15 protein-coding genes are annotated in these 12,666 nt (G+C 51.4%); 7 read left to right on the forward strand and 8 right to left on the reverse strand.

Going from position 1 to position 12,666, the window contains the following annotated elements; all coding sequences use genetic code 11:
- Positions 1 to 24 precede the first annotated feature (24 nt).
- Positions 25 to 621, reverse strand: coding sequence for an LOG family protein (locus HYT77_06325; protein MBI2067607.1), 597 nt, complete (start codon positions 619 to 621; stop codon positions 25 to 27).
- 143 nt (positions 622 to 764) lie between these two features.
- On the opposite strand from HYT77_06325, the gene HYT77_06330 reads away from it, so the two are divergent.
- The 5 genes from HYT77_06330 to HYT77_06350 all read left to right on the forward strand — a co-directional run bounded on the left by HYT77_06330 (position 765) and on the right by HYT77_06350 (position 5,519).
- Positions 765 to 1,796, forward strand: coding sequence for a 6-phosphofructokinase (locus HYT77_06330; GenBank protein MBI2067608.1), 1,032 nt, complete (start codon positions 765 to 767; stop codon positions 1,794 to 1,796).
- A gap of 49 nt (positions 1,797 to 1,845) precedes the next feature.
- Complete coding sequence (locus HYT77_06335; GenBank protein ID MBI2067609.1) at positions 1,846 to 2,784, forward strand: cation transporter; 939 nt, start codon at positions 1,846 to 1,848, stop codon at positions 2,782 to 2,784.
- Positions 2,781 to 3,947, forward strand: a complete 1,167-nt coding sequence (locus HYT77_06340) for an MFS transporter (GenBank protein MBI2067610.1) — start codon at positions 2,781 to 2,783, stop codon at positions 3,945 to 3,947. The genes HYT77_06335 and HYT77_06340 overlap by 4 nt, the downstream gene beginning before the upstream one ends.
- Positions 3,944 to 5,005 (forward strand): AI-2E family transporter, encoded by a 1,062-nt coding sequence (locus HYT77_06345; protein ID MBI2067611.1) that lies wholly within the window; start codon positions 3,944 to 3,946, stop codon positions 5,003 to 5,005. Before HYT77_06340 ends, HYT77_06345 begins: the two co-directional genes overlap by 4 nt.
- 244 nt (positions 5,006 to 5,249) lie before the next feature.
- Positions 5,250 to 5,519, forward strand: coding sequence for a type II toxin-antitoxin system RelE/ParE family toxin (locus tag HYT77_06350; GenBank protein MBI2067612.1), 270 nt, complete (start codon positions 5,250 to 5,252; stop codon positions 5,517 to 5,519).
- Between the two features lie 48 nt (positions 5,520 to 5,567).
- Here the strand turns inward: HYT77_06350 and HYT77_06355 are convergent, their stop codons facing one another.
- Positions 5,568 to 6,257 (reverse strand): hypothetical protein, encoded by a 690-nt coding sequence (locus HYT77_06355; protein ID MBI2067613.1) that lies wholly within the window; start codon positions 6,255 to 6,257, stop codon positions 5,568 to 5,570.
- A gap of 148 nt (positions 6,258 to 6,405) precedes the next feature.
- Between HYT77_06355 and rplS the strand changes: the two genes are divergently transcribed.
- Positions 6,406 to 6,795: a 50S ribosomal protein L19 gene (rplS, locus tag HYT77_06360; GenBank protein MBI2067614.1), complete on the forward strand. Its 390-nt coding sequence runs from the start codon at positions 6,406 to 6,408 to the stop codon at positions 6,793 to 6,795.
- Entirely contained in the window at positions 6,752 to 7,360 is a 609-nt protein-coding gene (locus HYT77_06365; protein MBI2067615.1) for a ribonuclease HII, read from the forward strand. Before rplS ends, HYT77_06365 begins: the two co-directional genes overlap by 44 nt.
- On the opposite strand, the gene HYT77_06370 is transcribed toward HYT77_06365, so the two are convergent.
- The 6 genes from HYT77_06370 to HYT77_06395 form a co-directional block, all read right to left on the reverse strand.
- On the reverse strand, positions 7,347 to 8,774 hold the full coding sequence (locus tag HYT77_06370) for a hypothetical protein (protein ID MBI2067616.1): 1,428 nt from the start codon (positions 8,772 to 8,774) through the stop codon (positions 7,347 to 7,349). The two genes, HYT77_06365 and HYT77_06370, sit on opposite strands and share 14 nt — an antisense overlap.
- Before the next feature lie 13 nt (positions 8,775 to 8,787).
- On the reverse strand, positions 8,788 to 9,465 hold the full coding sequence (locus tag HYT77_06375; protein ID MBI2067617.1) for a metal-dependent hydrolase: 678 nt from the start codon (positions 9,463 to 9,465) through the stop codon (positions 8,788 to 8,790).
- A 12-nt stretch (positions 9,466 to 9,477) separates the two neighbouring features.
- Positions 9,478 to 10,065, reverse strand: coding sequence for a hypothetical protein (locus HYT77_06380; GenBank protein ID MBI2067618.1), 588 nt, complete (start codon positions 10,063 to 10,065; stop codon positions 9,478 to 9,480).
- 43 nt (positions 10,066 to 10,108) lie between these two features.
- The gene (purN, locus tag HYT77_06385; GenBank protein ID MBI2067619.1) at positions 10,109 to 10,723 is read right to left on the reverse strand and encodes a phosphoribosylglycinamide formyltransferase; all 615 of its coding nucleotides are present in this window, start codon (positions 10,721 to 10,723) and stop codon (positions 10,109 to 10,111) included.
- Complete coding sequence (locus tag HYT77_06390; protein MBI2067620.1) at positions 10,720 to 11,763, reverse strand: phosphoribosylformylglycinamidine cyclo-ligase; 1,044 nt, start codon at positions 11,761 to 11,763, stop codon at positions 10,720 to 10,722. The genes purN and HYT77_06390 overlap by 4 nt, the downstream gene beginning before the upstream one ends.
- A gap of 90 nt (positions 11,764 to 11,853) precedes the next feature.
- Positions 11,854 to 12,651 carry a hypothetical protein gene (locus HYT77_06395; protein MBI2067621.1) on the reverse strand — a complete coding sequence of 266 codons (798 nt, stop codon included), beginning with the start codon at positions 12,649 to 12,651 and terminating at the stop codon, positions 11,854 to 11,856.
- Positions 12,652 to 12,666: the final 15 nt, after the last annotated feature.

Consider the following 12,666-nt stretch of genomic DNA (forward strand, 5'->3'; position numbering starts at 1 on the left):
CCCGCCTGTAGCGATTCCTTAAGTTCAGCCCCTCAGGTAGGACTTGGATTCATAATCATCGAAGATTGACCCGTGCCGCTTGAACTCCTTTTGATAGAGTTTTGTCAATCGGGCAACGAGCTTCTTGGGATCTGTATCCGTAATCACCTTGGCACCGGTGTCCTTGATACGGCAAATGTCGAGGAGGACATCGATCTGATCCGCTATACCACCTGTATCCTGAAGGACGCCGATCAGTTTCCCTTCATCATAGGCGATGGCAAACTCCCCAAGGGTTCCTGATCTTCCACCAATAATGATGACAACGTCGGAGGAGCGGATATTGACGACCTCCCGTCCCATGAGACCCGAGCCGGTATAGATAAGGATATCGTGGTGCTTGGTTGGGGCGTCGTATTTGTGAACATGTTCGACCAGAGAAAGACCCGGGGAGATTCCGATCACAAGCCCCCCCTTCTGTTTGGCCCCCTTGGCAGCGAGATGGGGGAGACCAGGGCAGGCCCCCGTAATGACAATGCAATCCTTGTCGGCAATCGCCTGTCCCAGCTCGATTGCCTTCTGTTTCTGTTTATGGGTCAGTTTTTCGGTGGCGGAACCCATGACGCCAATCTTTATTTTCATGGCCATAATTGTCGGCTTTCATAAACTCCTTTATTCGTCGTCGTCCTTGTCTAAAGGGAGTTTCTGAAATCCTCCTTTAAGGAAAGGCTCTCTAGCATATATTCTTTTACTTGTGCCACATTTTTGCTAAACCCCCCTCTCTTATGAAGATAGCGGTTTTAACTGGAGGGGGGGACTGTTCGGGGCTCAACGCCGCCATTCGTGCGGTCGTTCGCCGGGCGGTTTCTTTAAGAGATGATGTTTACGGGATCCGTCATGGTTGGAAAGGGCTTCTCGAAAACGACGTCATCCGCTTGACGGTTGATGGGACCTCCAACATCCTTCCGCTTGGCGGGACGATCCTCGGTTCATCACGGGTCAACCCGTTCAAGGTCAAAAACGGTCTCAAGCGGTGCCTTAAAAATTTCAAACAACGGCGGTTTGACGCGCTTGTCTTTATAGGAGGGGAGGGGACGCTCAATGTCGCGGCGGCCCTTTCAAAGGCCGGTATTCCTGTCTTTGGAATTCCGAAGACGATCGACAATGATGCCCAGGGGACTGACTACACCATCGGTTTTGATACAGCCGTTCAGATTGCCACCAATGCGATCGATCGTCTGCACACGACCGCTGAGTCCCATCAGCGGGTTATGATTATCGAGGTCATGGGGCGTCATGCCGGCTGGATTGCCGCTTACGCCGGCATTGCCGGAGGGGCGGATGCCGTTTTGATCCCCGAGAAAGTTTTCCCCATGAAGACACTTTGTTCCATTATCGGGAAGCGGGCCCGGCGGGGATGCAATTTTTCGATTGTTGTTGTGGCGGAGGATGCCCAGATCAAATTGGAAAACGGACAAATTCTCAGAACCCCGTTGAGTCGTGACGAGTATGGTGATGTGAAACTGGGGGGCATTGGAGAACTTCTGGCCAGTGAGATCCGAAAGAGAATGGATTCCGAGGTGAGGGTTACGGTTCTCGGGCACATTCAACGGGGTGGGACACCGACCGCCTTTGACCGCGTTCTGGCGACGCGCTTGGGTGCTCACGCGGTTGAATCCCTTCACCGAAGGGAATTTGGACGGATGGCGGTGATTCGGGGGGATAAGATAACGTCCCTTCCTATTAAAAAGATGGCCGGTCGGGTCAAGAAGGTTGACCCCGCTTTTTATGAAACGGTCAGACTTTTCCTTGAGTAAGTTACTGACTTACACATAAGTAATAGAAAGATGATGCCTTCCAAAAATAATGAGAAAGATCCGAGGCAGACGAGGAGGCGCGACGCAGGCGTACTTGCTGTGGTACGTCGAGGAGCCGCCGACGAAGTCAATCGCTTGTGCTGCTGCTTTGAGTCTTGCGATCGGCAAAGGGGTTGCTGCCTGGTGGACCGGGGCCCTCGCGCTTTTTGCCTCGGCACTCGACTCGCTCGCCGATTTTTTTGTCTCCAGCGTCAATCTCTTTTCCCTGATGGTGGCGGAGCGTCCGGCGGATGAGGATCATAAATTTGGTCATGGCAAGGCCGAGGCGATCGCGGCGCTGTTTCAATCGCTCCTGATCGGAGGTTCGGTTATTTTTCTGGTCTATTCGGCCGGAAAACGTCTCTTAAGGGGGGTGAGGCCGGACCATCTGGAAGGGGGAATGGTTGTTATTTTCGTCTCGGCGGCGGTCAGTCTCTGGCTCACCTGGCGTTTGAACCGTCGGGCGGCCCAGACCGGTTCGGTTGTTCTCAAGACAGATGCCCTTCACTACGCGATGGATCTTTATGCCTACGGGGGAATTCTTGTCTCTTTCCTTCTCATTCGTACGACCGGCTGGTGGTTTCTGGATCCCCTGATCAGTCTTCTCATGGCCTGTTACGTCGGCTATCTGGCCCATTGCCTCGGTCGTCGGGCGGTTGATGAACTGATGGATCGTGAGGTTGATCCCTCGATTCGGCAAAAGGTGACGGAGATTGTGATGAGATACAAACCGGAGATTGTGGGGATACATAATTTCAAATCGCGCCAGGCCTCCTCAAAGATATTTTTACAGTTTCATCTGGATATGAAGAGCGATCTCACCTTTCTTCAGGTTCATGAACTGGAAGAGAGAATTGCTGGGGAGATTCGCCGCGAGATGGGGAATGTGCATGTCACCATCCATGCCGATCCGGAAGGACATGGATTGGATCAGACGGACTTGATGTGAAGCATCGCTATTTTCAGATTTGCCTTCAAGGCTTTCTCTTCTGGCTCGCCTACGATCTTTCCAGGTTTCCGGTCATTCCTCTCTATGCACAGAAGTTGGGGTTACCTCCGGAGGCAATCGGATTTGTTGTTGCCGCCTCGACACTCACCGGGATGTTCGGCAAATTTCTGGCGGGGGGACTGTCCGATGCCTTGGGCCGGAAGGCGTTAATGGTCTTTGCCTGTCTGATTGCTGCCGGTTTGCCGGGATTCTATTTTTTTGCCGACTCGGCAGGGACCCTTATCATCCTCCGCCTGTTTCATGGTTTGGGCACTGCGACGATGGGTCCGGTTGGTCGTGCCTTTGTCTCGGATATTGTCTCTCCGGAGCAACGTGGAAATCGACTTTCATCCTACACCGCCATGACCAATTTGGGGACGATGGCGGGTCGCTCGCTGGGCGGGTTTCTCCTCTTTTGGGGAGGTTTTCTGTTCCCTTTTGCGGCAAGCCTTCTGGCGGGGCTCCTTGCACTTGGCATTGCGCTTCGTTGGCCTTCGGATCGAAAGGATTTCGTTCACTGGAAGGAACTGTGGAATCGTCTGCTCCGCGGATTTTATGAGGTGGGGCAAAATCGTGTCGTGTTGGTGACAAGTCTTGCGGAGGCGATCCAGTACCTTGCCTTGGGAGCGGTCGATGCCTTTCTCCCGATTTACGCCAAGTCGATTCATTTGGAGGATTGGCAAATAGGCCTTTTTTACGGTCTGCAGACCGGCTCTCTTATTCTCATGAAGCCGGGGATGGGGTGGATCTCTGATCGTTTCGGGCGTCACCCGCAAATCATCATCGGGCTTTTCTCGGGTGCGCTTGTCCTCTGGAGGATTCCCCTGGAGACCTCGTTTGCGGCACTGGCGGCTTTGGTCGTCTGTTTTGGGATGACGATTGCCTTTGTGACCTCTGCCACAACGGCTCTTATTACGGACGTCTGTCAGAAGGAACATTATGGGGCGGCCCACGGGGTCTTTGGAACGATCATGGATGCGGGTCATGCTTCCGGTCCGATACTCTCCGGCTTTCTGATTGCCCGTTGGGGCTATCGATTTGGATTTGGAACGGCGGCCGTTGCGCTGGTTATTGCTTCTCTTTTGTTCTTCTTTCTGGTAAGGCAAAAGGAAAATCCGGCATGAACCCAAAAACGATCCCTATTGTTGTCTTCTTCGGACTCCTGACGCTGATCTCCCTCCATCTGGTCCATATTTTTGATCTCGTTCTCATTCCAATGTTGTGGGCGGTCATTCTCGCCATTGTGGTTTATCCCCTCTATCGTCTCTTTTTGAAGCTCTTTCGGGGGAGGCGAAACTGGGCTTCCCTCATTATGACCCTTCTGGTGGTCGGCATCACCACCGGTCCGATGATTTTGTTTTCCGGGACCTTGGCTGGAGAGGCGCTCGATTTTTATGGGAGGATTGCCTCTTCGGTTCGCGATCTCCGTTATGAAGAACAGATCCAGCAGCTTCTTGAATCGCCCGTGGGCGGTTTTTTTCTTCAGATCAAAGAAAAGCTTTCTGCTTTGAATGTGGAGATTGTTCCGCTCGTGGTTAGGTTTTTTGAGAATTTGACCAATATTATTGTGAGACAGATGCAGGAGGGGGCCAAGAATTTTCTCGTTTTTCTTTTTGATTATCTCGTTACTGTTTTTGTCCTCTTTTTCTTTTTGAGGGATGGAGAGGCGATGCTGAACGTCTTCAAGGATCTGATCCCGATGTCTTCCGAACACAAGGAGACGGTGCTGGGTCGGATTGAAGAGACCCTTTCCGCTGTGGTGCGGGGGGTCGGTTTGACCGGTATTACGCAGGGGATCCTTTCCGGGCTTGCCTTTTGGATCTTGGGGGTTCCTTACCCTCTTTTCCTTGGGCTTCTTATTGCCTTTTTGGCCTTTGTTCCCCTCGGGGGGGCGGCGATGATCTGGATTCCATCCTCCCTCTACCTTTATATGGAAGGCTCCTGGGGCAAGGCATTGATCCTTTTTCTTTGGGGGACTCTCGTGATCAGCATGGTCGATAATTTTCTCAAGCCGTATTTCATTGGTGAGAGGACAAAGCTTCCCACGGTCTTCCTGTTTTTCTCGATTCTGGGGGGCTTAAGCTACTACGGTTTTATTGGTGTCTTTCTCGGGCCTCTCGTGTTGGCGCTGTTTCTCTCACTCATTCAGATCTACCGGCAGGAATACGCGGGGAGATCCTAGGGTACCACCCCCCACAAGGAGAAAAAGGTTGTATCAAACTGACGAATCTGGTTTAATTTGATCCATATGCAACATCGTGCCATTACTATTAACCGACCAGTCGTGCTTGTCCCCTTGGAAGAATATCAAGAATTGTTGGCAGAAGCCGGTTACCTTAAAACGCCACAGCTCAGTCGCCGCATCAGACAGGCCCGGCGAAATTTCGCAAAAAATAAGGCGATCTCATGGAAAAAGGTAAAACAGAGTGTCCTCTCCTTATGAGATTGTTCTTGATCGTGGTGCGATCATGGATCTCAAGAAGCTTGCCAAGTCTCAGCCAAAGATTATAAAACAGATCGAGCTAAAAATAGACGCGTTGGCACATGACCCTTATCTAGGCAAGGCCCTGCATGGAGATAAGAAGGGAATTTATTCGCTTCGTCATGGCGACTACCGCATCCTTTATGAATGTTATCATGAAAAAAGAACGGTACTGGTGATCACCATTGGAGATCGGAAAGAAGTGTATGCTTGATCAGGCAACGTGTTGAGTAGACGTTTGTGGAATTTAGGAATCGAAGTGCTATTTACTGAAAAACAAATATTGAGGTGGGCCCGATTTTCTATATAGAGATTCTGCTTGGAGGCATGCGTCGTGTCTTATCATCTTCTCAAGACAAGTCTCGGCATAAACAATCATTCCTGAAATCTGTTGGTGCATTGCTTTGGCAGCTTCTGGATTTCGCTCGCTGACATCCTCACAATATTCCGCCCACCCAGGGATAATGCCGCCCGTCGGATAGTTTCCACAGAGTTGAACCCTTCCATAATCGTTGATATTAATTTGAATTCTTTGACGAACCGGCCATTCACCAATGACGCAACCGTAACCCTCCACGGTCTTATCAGGGTCCATCACATCTTTTAAAGGTGACAAATAGGCATCAAAATCCTCATGAGTCACTGGATCACAGTATGTGCCCCCTGCGACTCCTTCCTCGGGCTCCAACTCAACACATAATTCAAAGGTTTTTTTGTCTGTAAGTCTTAAATTGACACCACGAGATTCATGGTCCCTCATGCTCTCTATATTACGGGTCTGGGCACAGATTGCCGTAGGGAGTCCCGAACAATCTTCAAAACCAGCGGTTGCTTTTTTCCCAACTGGAGGGGAGTTGAGCCCTCGTTGTTCCCCCTTTTTGACATCCCTCATGAGGCAACCAGTTAGGGTGATCGCAAATCCCACTGCTGAAAAAACAGATTTAGGTGTCATGGTATCCTCCTTAATGGATTGACCTTGTTCATTCGCTTTTCGTCTTTGTAGAGAAATAATTGCTAGCTAAAAAAGGTTAATAAATAGTGGACTTACCCATTTTTTAAGCCTTGTCTTTTGTGGGGACGTTTGATACACGCGCCATCCTATGAATTTGATGGATAAAATTCGCCAGGAGGGGCTTAAAAAAGGGCTCCCGGAGTTTCGACCTGGAGACACGGTTCGCGTCCACTGCAAGATCAAAGAGGGGGAGAAGGAGAGGATCCAGGTCTTTGAGGGTGTTGTTCTCGCGCGAAAGGGACATGGCCGGGAGGCAACATTTACCGTCAGAAAGGTTTCTTATGGAGTTGGTGTGGAGAGGATCTTCCCGCTCCACTCTCCTCTTGTTCAAAGGATTGAAGTGATGACCCAGGGAAAGGTTCGTCGAGCAAAACTTTATTATTTAAGAGACCGCTCAGGACGTAAGGCAAGAATTAAGGAAAAAGAGGGTCCCATTGCATCAGGCGTCGTGGAAGGCTCTCCTTCAGAAGGATCTTGAGTATTACGCCCACGGCTGGCTACGGATTGCGGGTGTTGATGAGGTGGGGCGCGGTTGTCTTGCCGGCCCTGTCTTTGCCGCGGCTGTCGTTCTGCCAAAAGAGGCCGATCTCCCCGGAGTGAATGATTCCAAAAAATTGACACCGGCCAAAAGGGAGTTTTTAGCTCCGCAGATTATGGAACAGGCGATCGCCTGGTCGGTTGCCTCTCTCTCCTCCGACGAGATCGATCGGATCAACATTCATCAGGCCTCTCTTCGTGCCATGGAGAAGGCCGTTGTCACCTTGAAAAGTCAGCCCGAGTATCTTTTAATTGATGGGCGTCATCCACTTCTTGTTGGCTGTCCCCAGGAATCACTCGTACATGGGGATGCCAGAAGCCGTGTGATTGCCGCCGCCTCAATCCTTGCCAAGGTAAGCCGAGACCAGTGGATGAGGGAGATTGCAAAACAATATCCCCAATATGGTTTTGAAAAACACAAAGGATACGGGACCCTCCAACATCGGGAGGCGATCCGAAATTACGGACTCACTCCGATCCACCGCAAGACGTTCAATGTTTCTTGATTTTTGATTCCTTCTCCCAGATCAGATCGACCCCTTTCATCGCGCCCAGAATTTTCCCCTCCATTCCCATCCAATCGAGCAGGTTAGGGCCGAGCAGAATTCCATTCTTGAACGGAAGTGTCAGGAAGGGAGAGGCGGACGAAGCAGGATAAATCCTCTTTTGGCAGGCCTGCCTCTGAAAGAGCGAGAAATTATCCTGGTCGGGGAAGAGTGTGCCCTCTGATTCGGCCATCGGAAATATACGACGAAGCGAAGAACCGGCAAACGGAATGAGGTCGCGAAGTTTTTTCTCTATTTCGAGATGAAGGGACTCAAAGAAATCCCTTCCCTTCTCTTTCTGTCCGGAGAACCGATAGCCGACCGTCAGGAGGAGGGTCTCCCCCTCAACTCGTGAACGAGGTGAGAGGTTCAATTCCAGGTAATTCAGTTCTTCCAAAGGTTTTTCGGGGTCCTCAATGATCACCAGATTTTCCTTCATTGGTTCAGGGAGAACCTCTTTTTCTACTTCAAACTGTATGAAGAACTGCTCTTCGGCCGGAACAAGCTTTTCGGCCCTTCGTTTGGGAAGGAAGGACCAGAGGTTTGTTGGGAGATGCCGGTAAAAATTCTGACAGTCAATATTTCCCAGAAGGAACCGGCAACGGGTCGGAAAACCATGGCGCTCCATCTTGACCGCGCGGATCTCCCGCCCCTTGGCCAGGATTTCAAACTGATCGCCGGCCAGTGGATGGACCATTCCTCCGAAGTAGTCGAGCCGTTCAAAGAAGATTTTTTTGAGTTCTTTCAATCCGCCGCGAATTGAGAAGGTGGTGCACCCTTCGGGAGAAAGATAAAGAAGCAGTTGGAGGGTGAGCGGTTCGATCAGGGGGCCTCGTGAAAGAAAACGCAGTTGGAGCTTCAAGAGAGACTGAAGTTCCGGAGACATGTTTTGCCAGAGGTTTTTGAGTGTTTGATCCGGGATCTGCTGTACCCATTGGGAAAATTGCTTTTTCTCCTTGTGGGTTACGATGGGAAGAAAGCCCAGTAGTGCCTCAAGATGCTTTTCCCGGAGAGAATCGACCTCCGTCAGAAAATCGAGGAACACGGTCCTTTCTGTTGAAAATTCGCGGTCAATTTCCTTCAGGAGTTGGTCCCGTGAAGAGGAAAGGTCAACACGGTGTCGCGGATAAATTAATTGACAGGTCACCCGGTTCTCCTGCACGACCTGAATTCTGGACTCTGGAATCATGAGCTTGCTGATGAGGCTTTTGAAGACTCTTGAGTCAAGTGCCGTGATCAGATTGGCGGTGTGTGGATTGTCCGCTTCCTCGTCGATCAAGAGAACATTCATTCCCCGTTTGGCGAGCAGGGTTGCGGCGATGACCCCGGAGAGATCACCACCCAGGACGAGCAGGTCACAGAAGTTAAGGGACATAAAGTTCCAAGAATTACTGTAACTCGAACGTTTCTCCAAACCCCATAACTTTGACTCGTGCCAAATCGCCCACCTTGTCCTCAAAGTCGGCCGGATCCTGCTTGATCTCCGGAAAGGTGTTGTAATGCATTGGAATCACGAGTTTTGGTTTTAGAAGTTCGACCGCCTTTGCCGCATCAGCCGGTCCCATGGTGTAGTTATCGCCGATCGGGAGGATCGCGACGTCAATATTATGCATTTCGGCAATCAAATTCATCTCAAGGGAGAGACCGGTGTCGCCTGCGTGATAGAGGGTACGGTGGTCCATTTTGATGACAAAACCGCAGGGAGAGCCGCCGTAAGTGCCATCGGCGCACCCGGAACTGTGAAGGGCCGGTGTCAAGGTGACCTCACCAAACTCGAATCGGAAGCTCCCGCCAATGTTCATTCCATGGCCGGACGCCTCCTGCTTCAGGCAGTTTTGCACAAGCTCATAGACCCCTATAATGGGGGCGTGGTTCTTCTTGGAGATTTCTACGGCATCTCCCAGATGATCCTGGTGAGCGTGGGTGACGAGCACGGCGTTGCAGATAATTTCATTAGGACTGACACGAACATGCGGGTTGCCGCGGAAAAACGGATCGATGATTATCTTCCCCTTGCTTCCTTCCACAAGGAAGTTGGAATGGCCGAAGTAAGTTAATTTCAACATAGTGCCTCCTTATTAAAAGTGAAAAGCTACATTTCCCGTCAGGCTGTAGGGGAATTCAGCCCCGCTGGCAGAGGGCGTTCCGAGATCGGTGATCAAGGCCACCGAGCGGAATACCCCTTCAAAACCAAACGAGATGATTTCGGTCAGGTAATAATCAAAGCCGACATCAATCTGTGTCCCCAATCCGACCCCTCCGGTATTGTTCGCCTGAAAACGGCCTTCGGTCAGCCAGTAGATGCCAAGTCCGGTACCCAAATAGGGGTCAAACCGTGGTTCTCCCTGGAGCAGATAAAATTTGATGTCCATCACGGGCATGCCGAGGAAGAGAATACCGGTATCATTTTTGCCAGCGCTGTTCGGGTCTTCGTCACCATCCTGCGTTGTCATGAGAAAAGAGGTCTGGAAGGCGACCTGCTCGTGAAACCGGTATTGAAAGAACATATGGCCACCGATGCCTGGGTCCAGGACGGGGATGGTGTCAACGAGGAAGATATTGCCAATCGGTCCCAGACCGATTGAAAAACCTTGTCGGGCCTCCGTGATTCTTGCTGCAAGGGAAAAAACGACAACGGTTACGAGAAAAGCAAACTTCCGATTCATAAGAGAAACTCCTTTTACGTCCGCTTTAGTAGCTTGTGTGTTCTCAAGCGTCAACCCTTACGTTTCGTCCTCTCAAGTGAATTTTTCCCTCTCCAAAAAGACGAATCACCTCGGGGTAGAGCCGGTGTTCAACCGAGTGAATTTTTTGTGAGAGCGTTTCGAGGGAATCGTTTTGTTCAACCGGGACCACTTCCTGTTTGATGATGGGGCCCGTGTCGACCCCCTCATCGACAAAGTGGACGGTCGCGCCGGTCTTTTTGACCCCCGCCTTGAGGGCGTTCTGGATCGCATCGGTCCCCGGAAATTGAGGGAGGAGGGCGGGGTGGATATTCAAAAGACGCCCATAATATTTTCGGACAAACAACGGAGTCAGGATTCTCATGAAACCAGCCAGTACGACCAGCTTGATTTGATGTTGTTCGAGATGATGGATGAGCGCCTCATCGAACGATTCACGACTTTGAAACTCCTTGGGATCAACGACGACCGTCGGCACTTTGTAATCGGAGGCCCTTCTCAAACCGAGAGCCTCTTTTCGATTGCTCAGCACGAGGGCTACATGAAAGGGACAGGGGCTGTGTTGATGCCACTCTTTCTCATAATCAAGAATCGCCTGCAGGTTGGTCCCTTCGCCTGAGATCAGGACGGCGACGTTCATCGATGGACCTTCAGGGCCGATTCGTTGCTCGGACGAGAGGCGATACGCCCGATCCTCCAGGCCTTTTCACCTTGTCCACGGAGTTTTAAAAGAATTGGATCAACATCGGCAGGGGAGACGATCATTACGAGACCGATGCCAAGATTTAAGACGCGCTCCATCTCCTGATCGGTGAGATTTCCCCATTCCTTGAGGAGGTCGAAGATTGGTGGAGTTGGCCAGGCCTTTCTCTCAACAATGACCTGACACCCGTGCGGGAGAATGCGGACAATATTTTCGAGCCCGCCGCCCGTAATATGGACGATCCCTTTCAGGGCAAATTCGTTTTTAAATGATTCCAGAAGCGGCCCGTAGAGTCGTGTCGGTTCAAGCAGAACGTCACCGAGCGGTCGTGTGAGGGGAGGGTAGGTTTTTTTAAGTGACAATTTCCGATCGGCAATGATTTTACGGATAAGCGAAAAACCGTTCGAATGGGGACCGGAGGAGGCGAGTCCGATCAGTTCATCTCCGGGGGCGATTTGGCTTCCATCGATAATGTTCCCCCTGTTTACAATACCGACGATAAATCCGGCGAGGTCAAAGTCCCCCTTTTGGTAGACGGACGGCATCTCGGCGGTCTCACCGCCCAGAACAGAACAGCCGATCGTGCGGCAGGCCTCAGTCATCCCCTGAACCACTTGCACTGCTTCGTCGGGGTCCAGATGACCTGTCGCATAGTAGTCAAGGAAGAAGAGCGGATCAGCCCCAAGACAGAGGATATCGTTGGCGTTCATCGCGACGAGGTCCTGGCCTAATCCCTTCAGGCTCTTCATCTCAATAGCGACCTTGAGCTTCGTCCCGACGCCATCGGTTGAGGCACAAAGGACAGGGTTGTTATATTTTTTGAGATCAGGGACGAAGAGTCCGGCGAAGTGGCCAATCCCCCCCAAGACGCCGGGGCGTTCGGTCTTTTTGACGAGCGGTTTAATCCGCTGGATAAAAAGGTCAGCGATGTCGATATCAACGCCGGATTCTTTGTAAGTTGTTGTTGGGTAAGCCACTTTTGATCGACGCAGTGATTAGCCCTTAAGCCTAAAGGGAGTCAAATGAAAAGCTAACAGGTCTCCTCGAACACTAGAATGGGTGAGAGACTACTGGCTGCAGGTTGCGCTCCCATAGGTCACCGTACAGGAGGTACCGAGCTCGTTATCACCAATACCAATCCCCGGCACACCGTCACAGTCGTTTAGCTCGTCCTCCGCAGCAACCGTCAATGTCTCCACGAAGGCAGTACAACTAAATGGGGAGAGATTCCCTTGAAGACCTTGTACATAGGTAAAGGTACAACCGGCACCGCTTGTATAAGATCTGCTGGTTGAGACAGACCAAGTCATCGATGACTTGGTGCCACCACCGGTGGTGGTATCAATGATCCCCATTAAAGGCACTGTTACATTATAGGATTCAAACAAGGGATCGGAAATTGGCAATGAAGCCGAAAAGCCACTTCCTGACTGACTCGAAATAGTCATTGAATCAGTACCGCCGGCATCACTAACATCTAAGAAACTACATGTGCTGGCAGATATGGCACCCCTCGTCACCGTAAAGGTCGACGGAAGATTAACAGATTGCTGTTGTTGCTGTTGCGAAGAACAATCACTCGCACAGGTCGTTGTTGTCTCCCCTCTGGCCGCCTGACAGGTCCCGTCACCACAATAACCACCTCCCCCGGCAACACTCCCGCAATCCGACGGACAGTTCGTCGGTGACTCCGAGCCGTTGCAGAGCAGATCCCCGCAGATCTCAGACCCGGCACCTGACCCCGGTGTCACACATCTCCCCTGCACACAGACCAATCCGCTCCCGGAGGCACACGGCCTCTCAGTCGTACATTCTCCCCCCACAGCACCCGCCGTCGGTGGCGTGAATGTCCCCGTAAACGTCACATCGCCCCCCTGTCC

It is taken from the genome of Deltaproteobacteria bacterium, assembly GCA_016180855.1.
In the GTDB taxonomy this organism is placed as follows: Bacteria; UBA10199; UBA10199; order JACPAL01; family JACPAL01; genus JACPAL01.

Bases quoted from the DNA above. Each gene is read 5' to 3' on its own strand.
- HYT77_06325 (MBI2067607.1), bottom strand. From the start codon at position 621: ATGAAAATAAAGATTGGCGTCATGGGTTCCGCCACCGAAAAACTGACC.
- HYT77_06330 (MBI2067608.1), top strand. From the start codon at position 765: ATGAAGATAGCGGTTTTAACTGGAGGGGGGGACTGTTCGGGGCTCAAC.
- HYT77_06335 (MBI2067609.1), top strand. From the start codon at position 1,846: ATGAGAAAGATCCGAGGCAGACGAGGAGGCGCGACGCAGGCGTACTTG.
- HYT77_06345 (MBI2067611.1), top strand. From the start codon at position 3,944: ATGAACCCAAAAACGATCCCTATTGTTGTCTTCTTCGGACTCCTGACG.
- HYT77_06355 (MBI2067613.1), bottom strand. From the start codon at position 6,257: ATGACACCTAAATCTGTTTTTTCAGCAGTGGGATTTGCGATCACCCTA.
- rplS (MBI2067614.1), top strand. From the start codon at position 6,406: ATGAATTTGATGGATAAAATTCGCCAGGAGGGGCTTAAAAAAGGGCTC.
- HYT77_06370 (MBI2067616.1), bottom strand. From the start codon at position 8,774: ATGTCCCTTAACTTCTGTGACCTGCTCGTCCTGGGTGGTGATCTCTCC.
- HYT77_06375 (MBI2067617.1), bottom strand. From the start codon at position 9,465: ATGTTGAAATTAACTTACTTCGGCCATTCCAACTTCCTTGTGGAAGGA.
- HYT77_06380 (MBI2067618.1), bottom strand. From the start codon at position 10,065: ATGAATCGGAAGTTTGCTTTTCTCGTAACCGTTGTCGTTTTTTCCCTT.
- purN (MBI2067619.1), bottom strand. From the start codon at position 10,723: ATGAACGTCGCCGTCCTGATCTCAGGCGAAGGGACCAACCTGCAGGCG.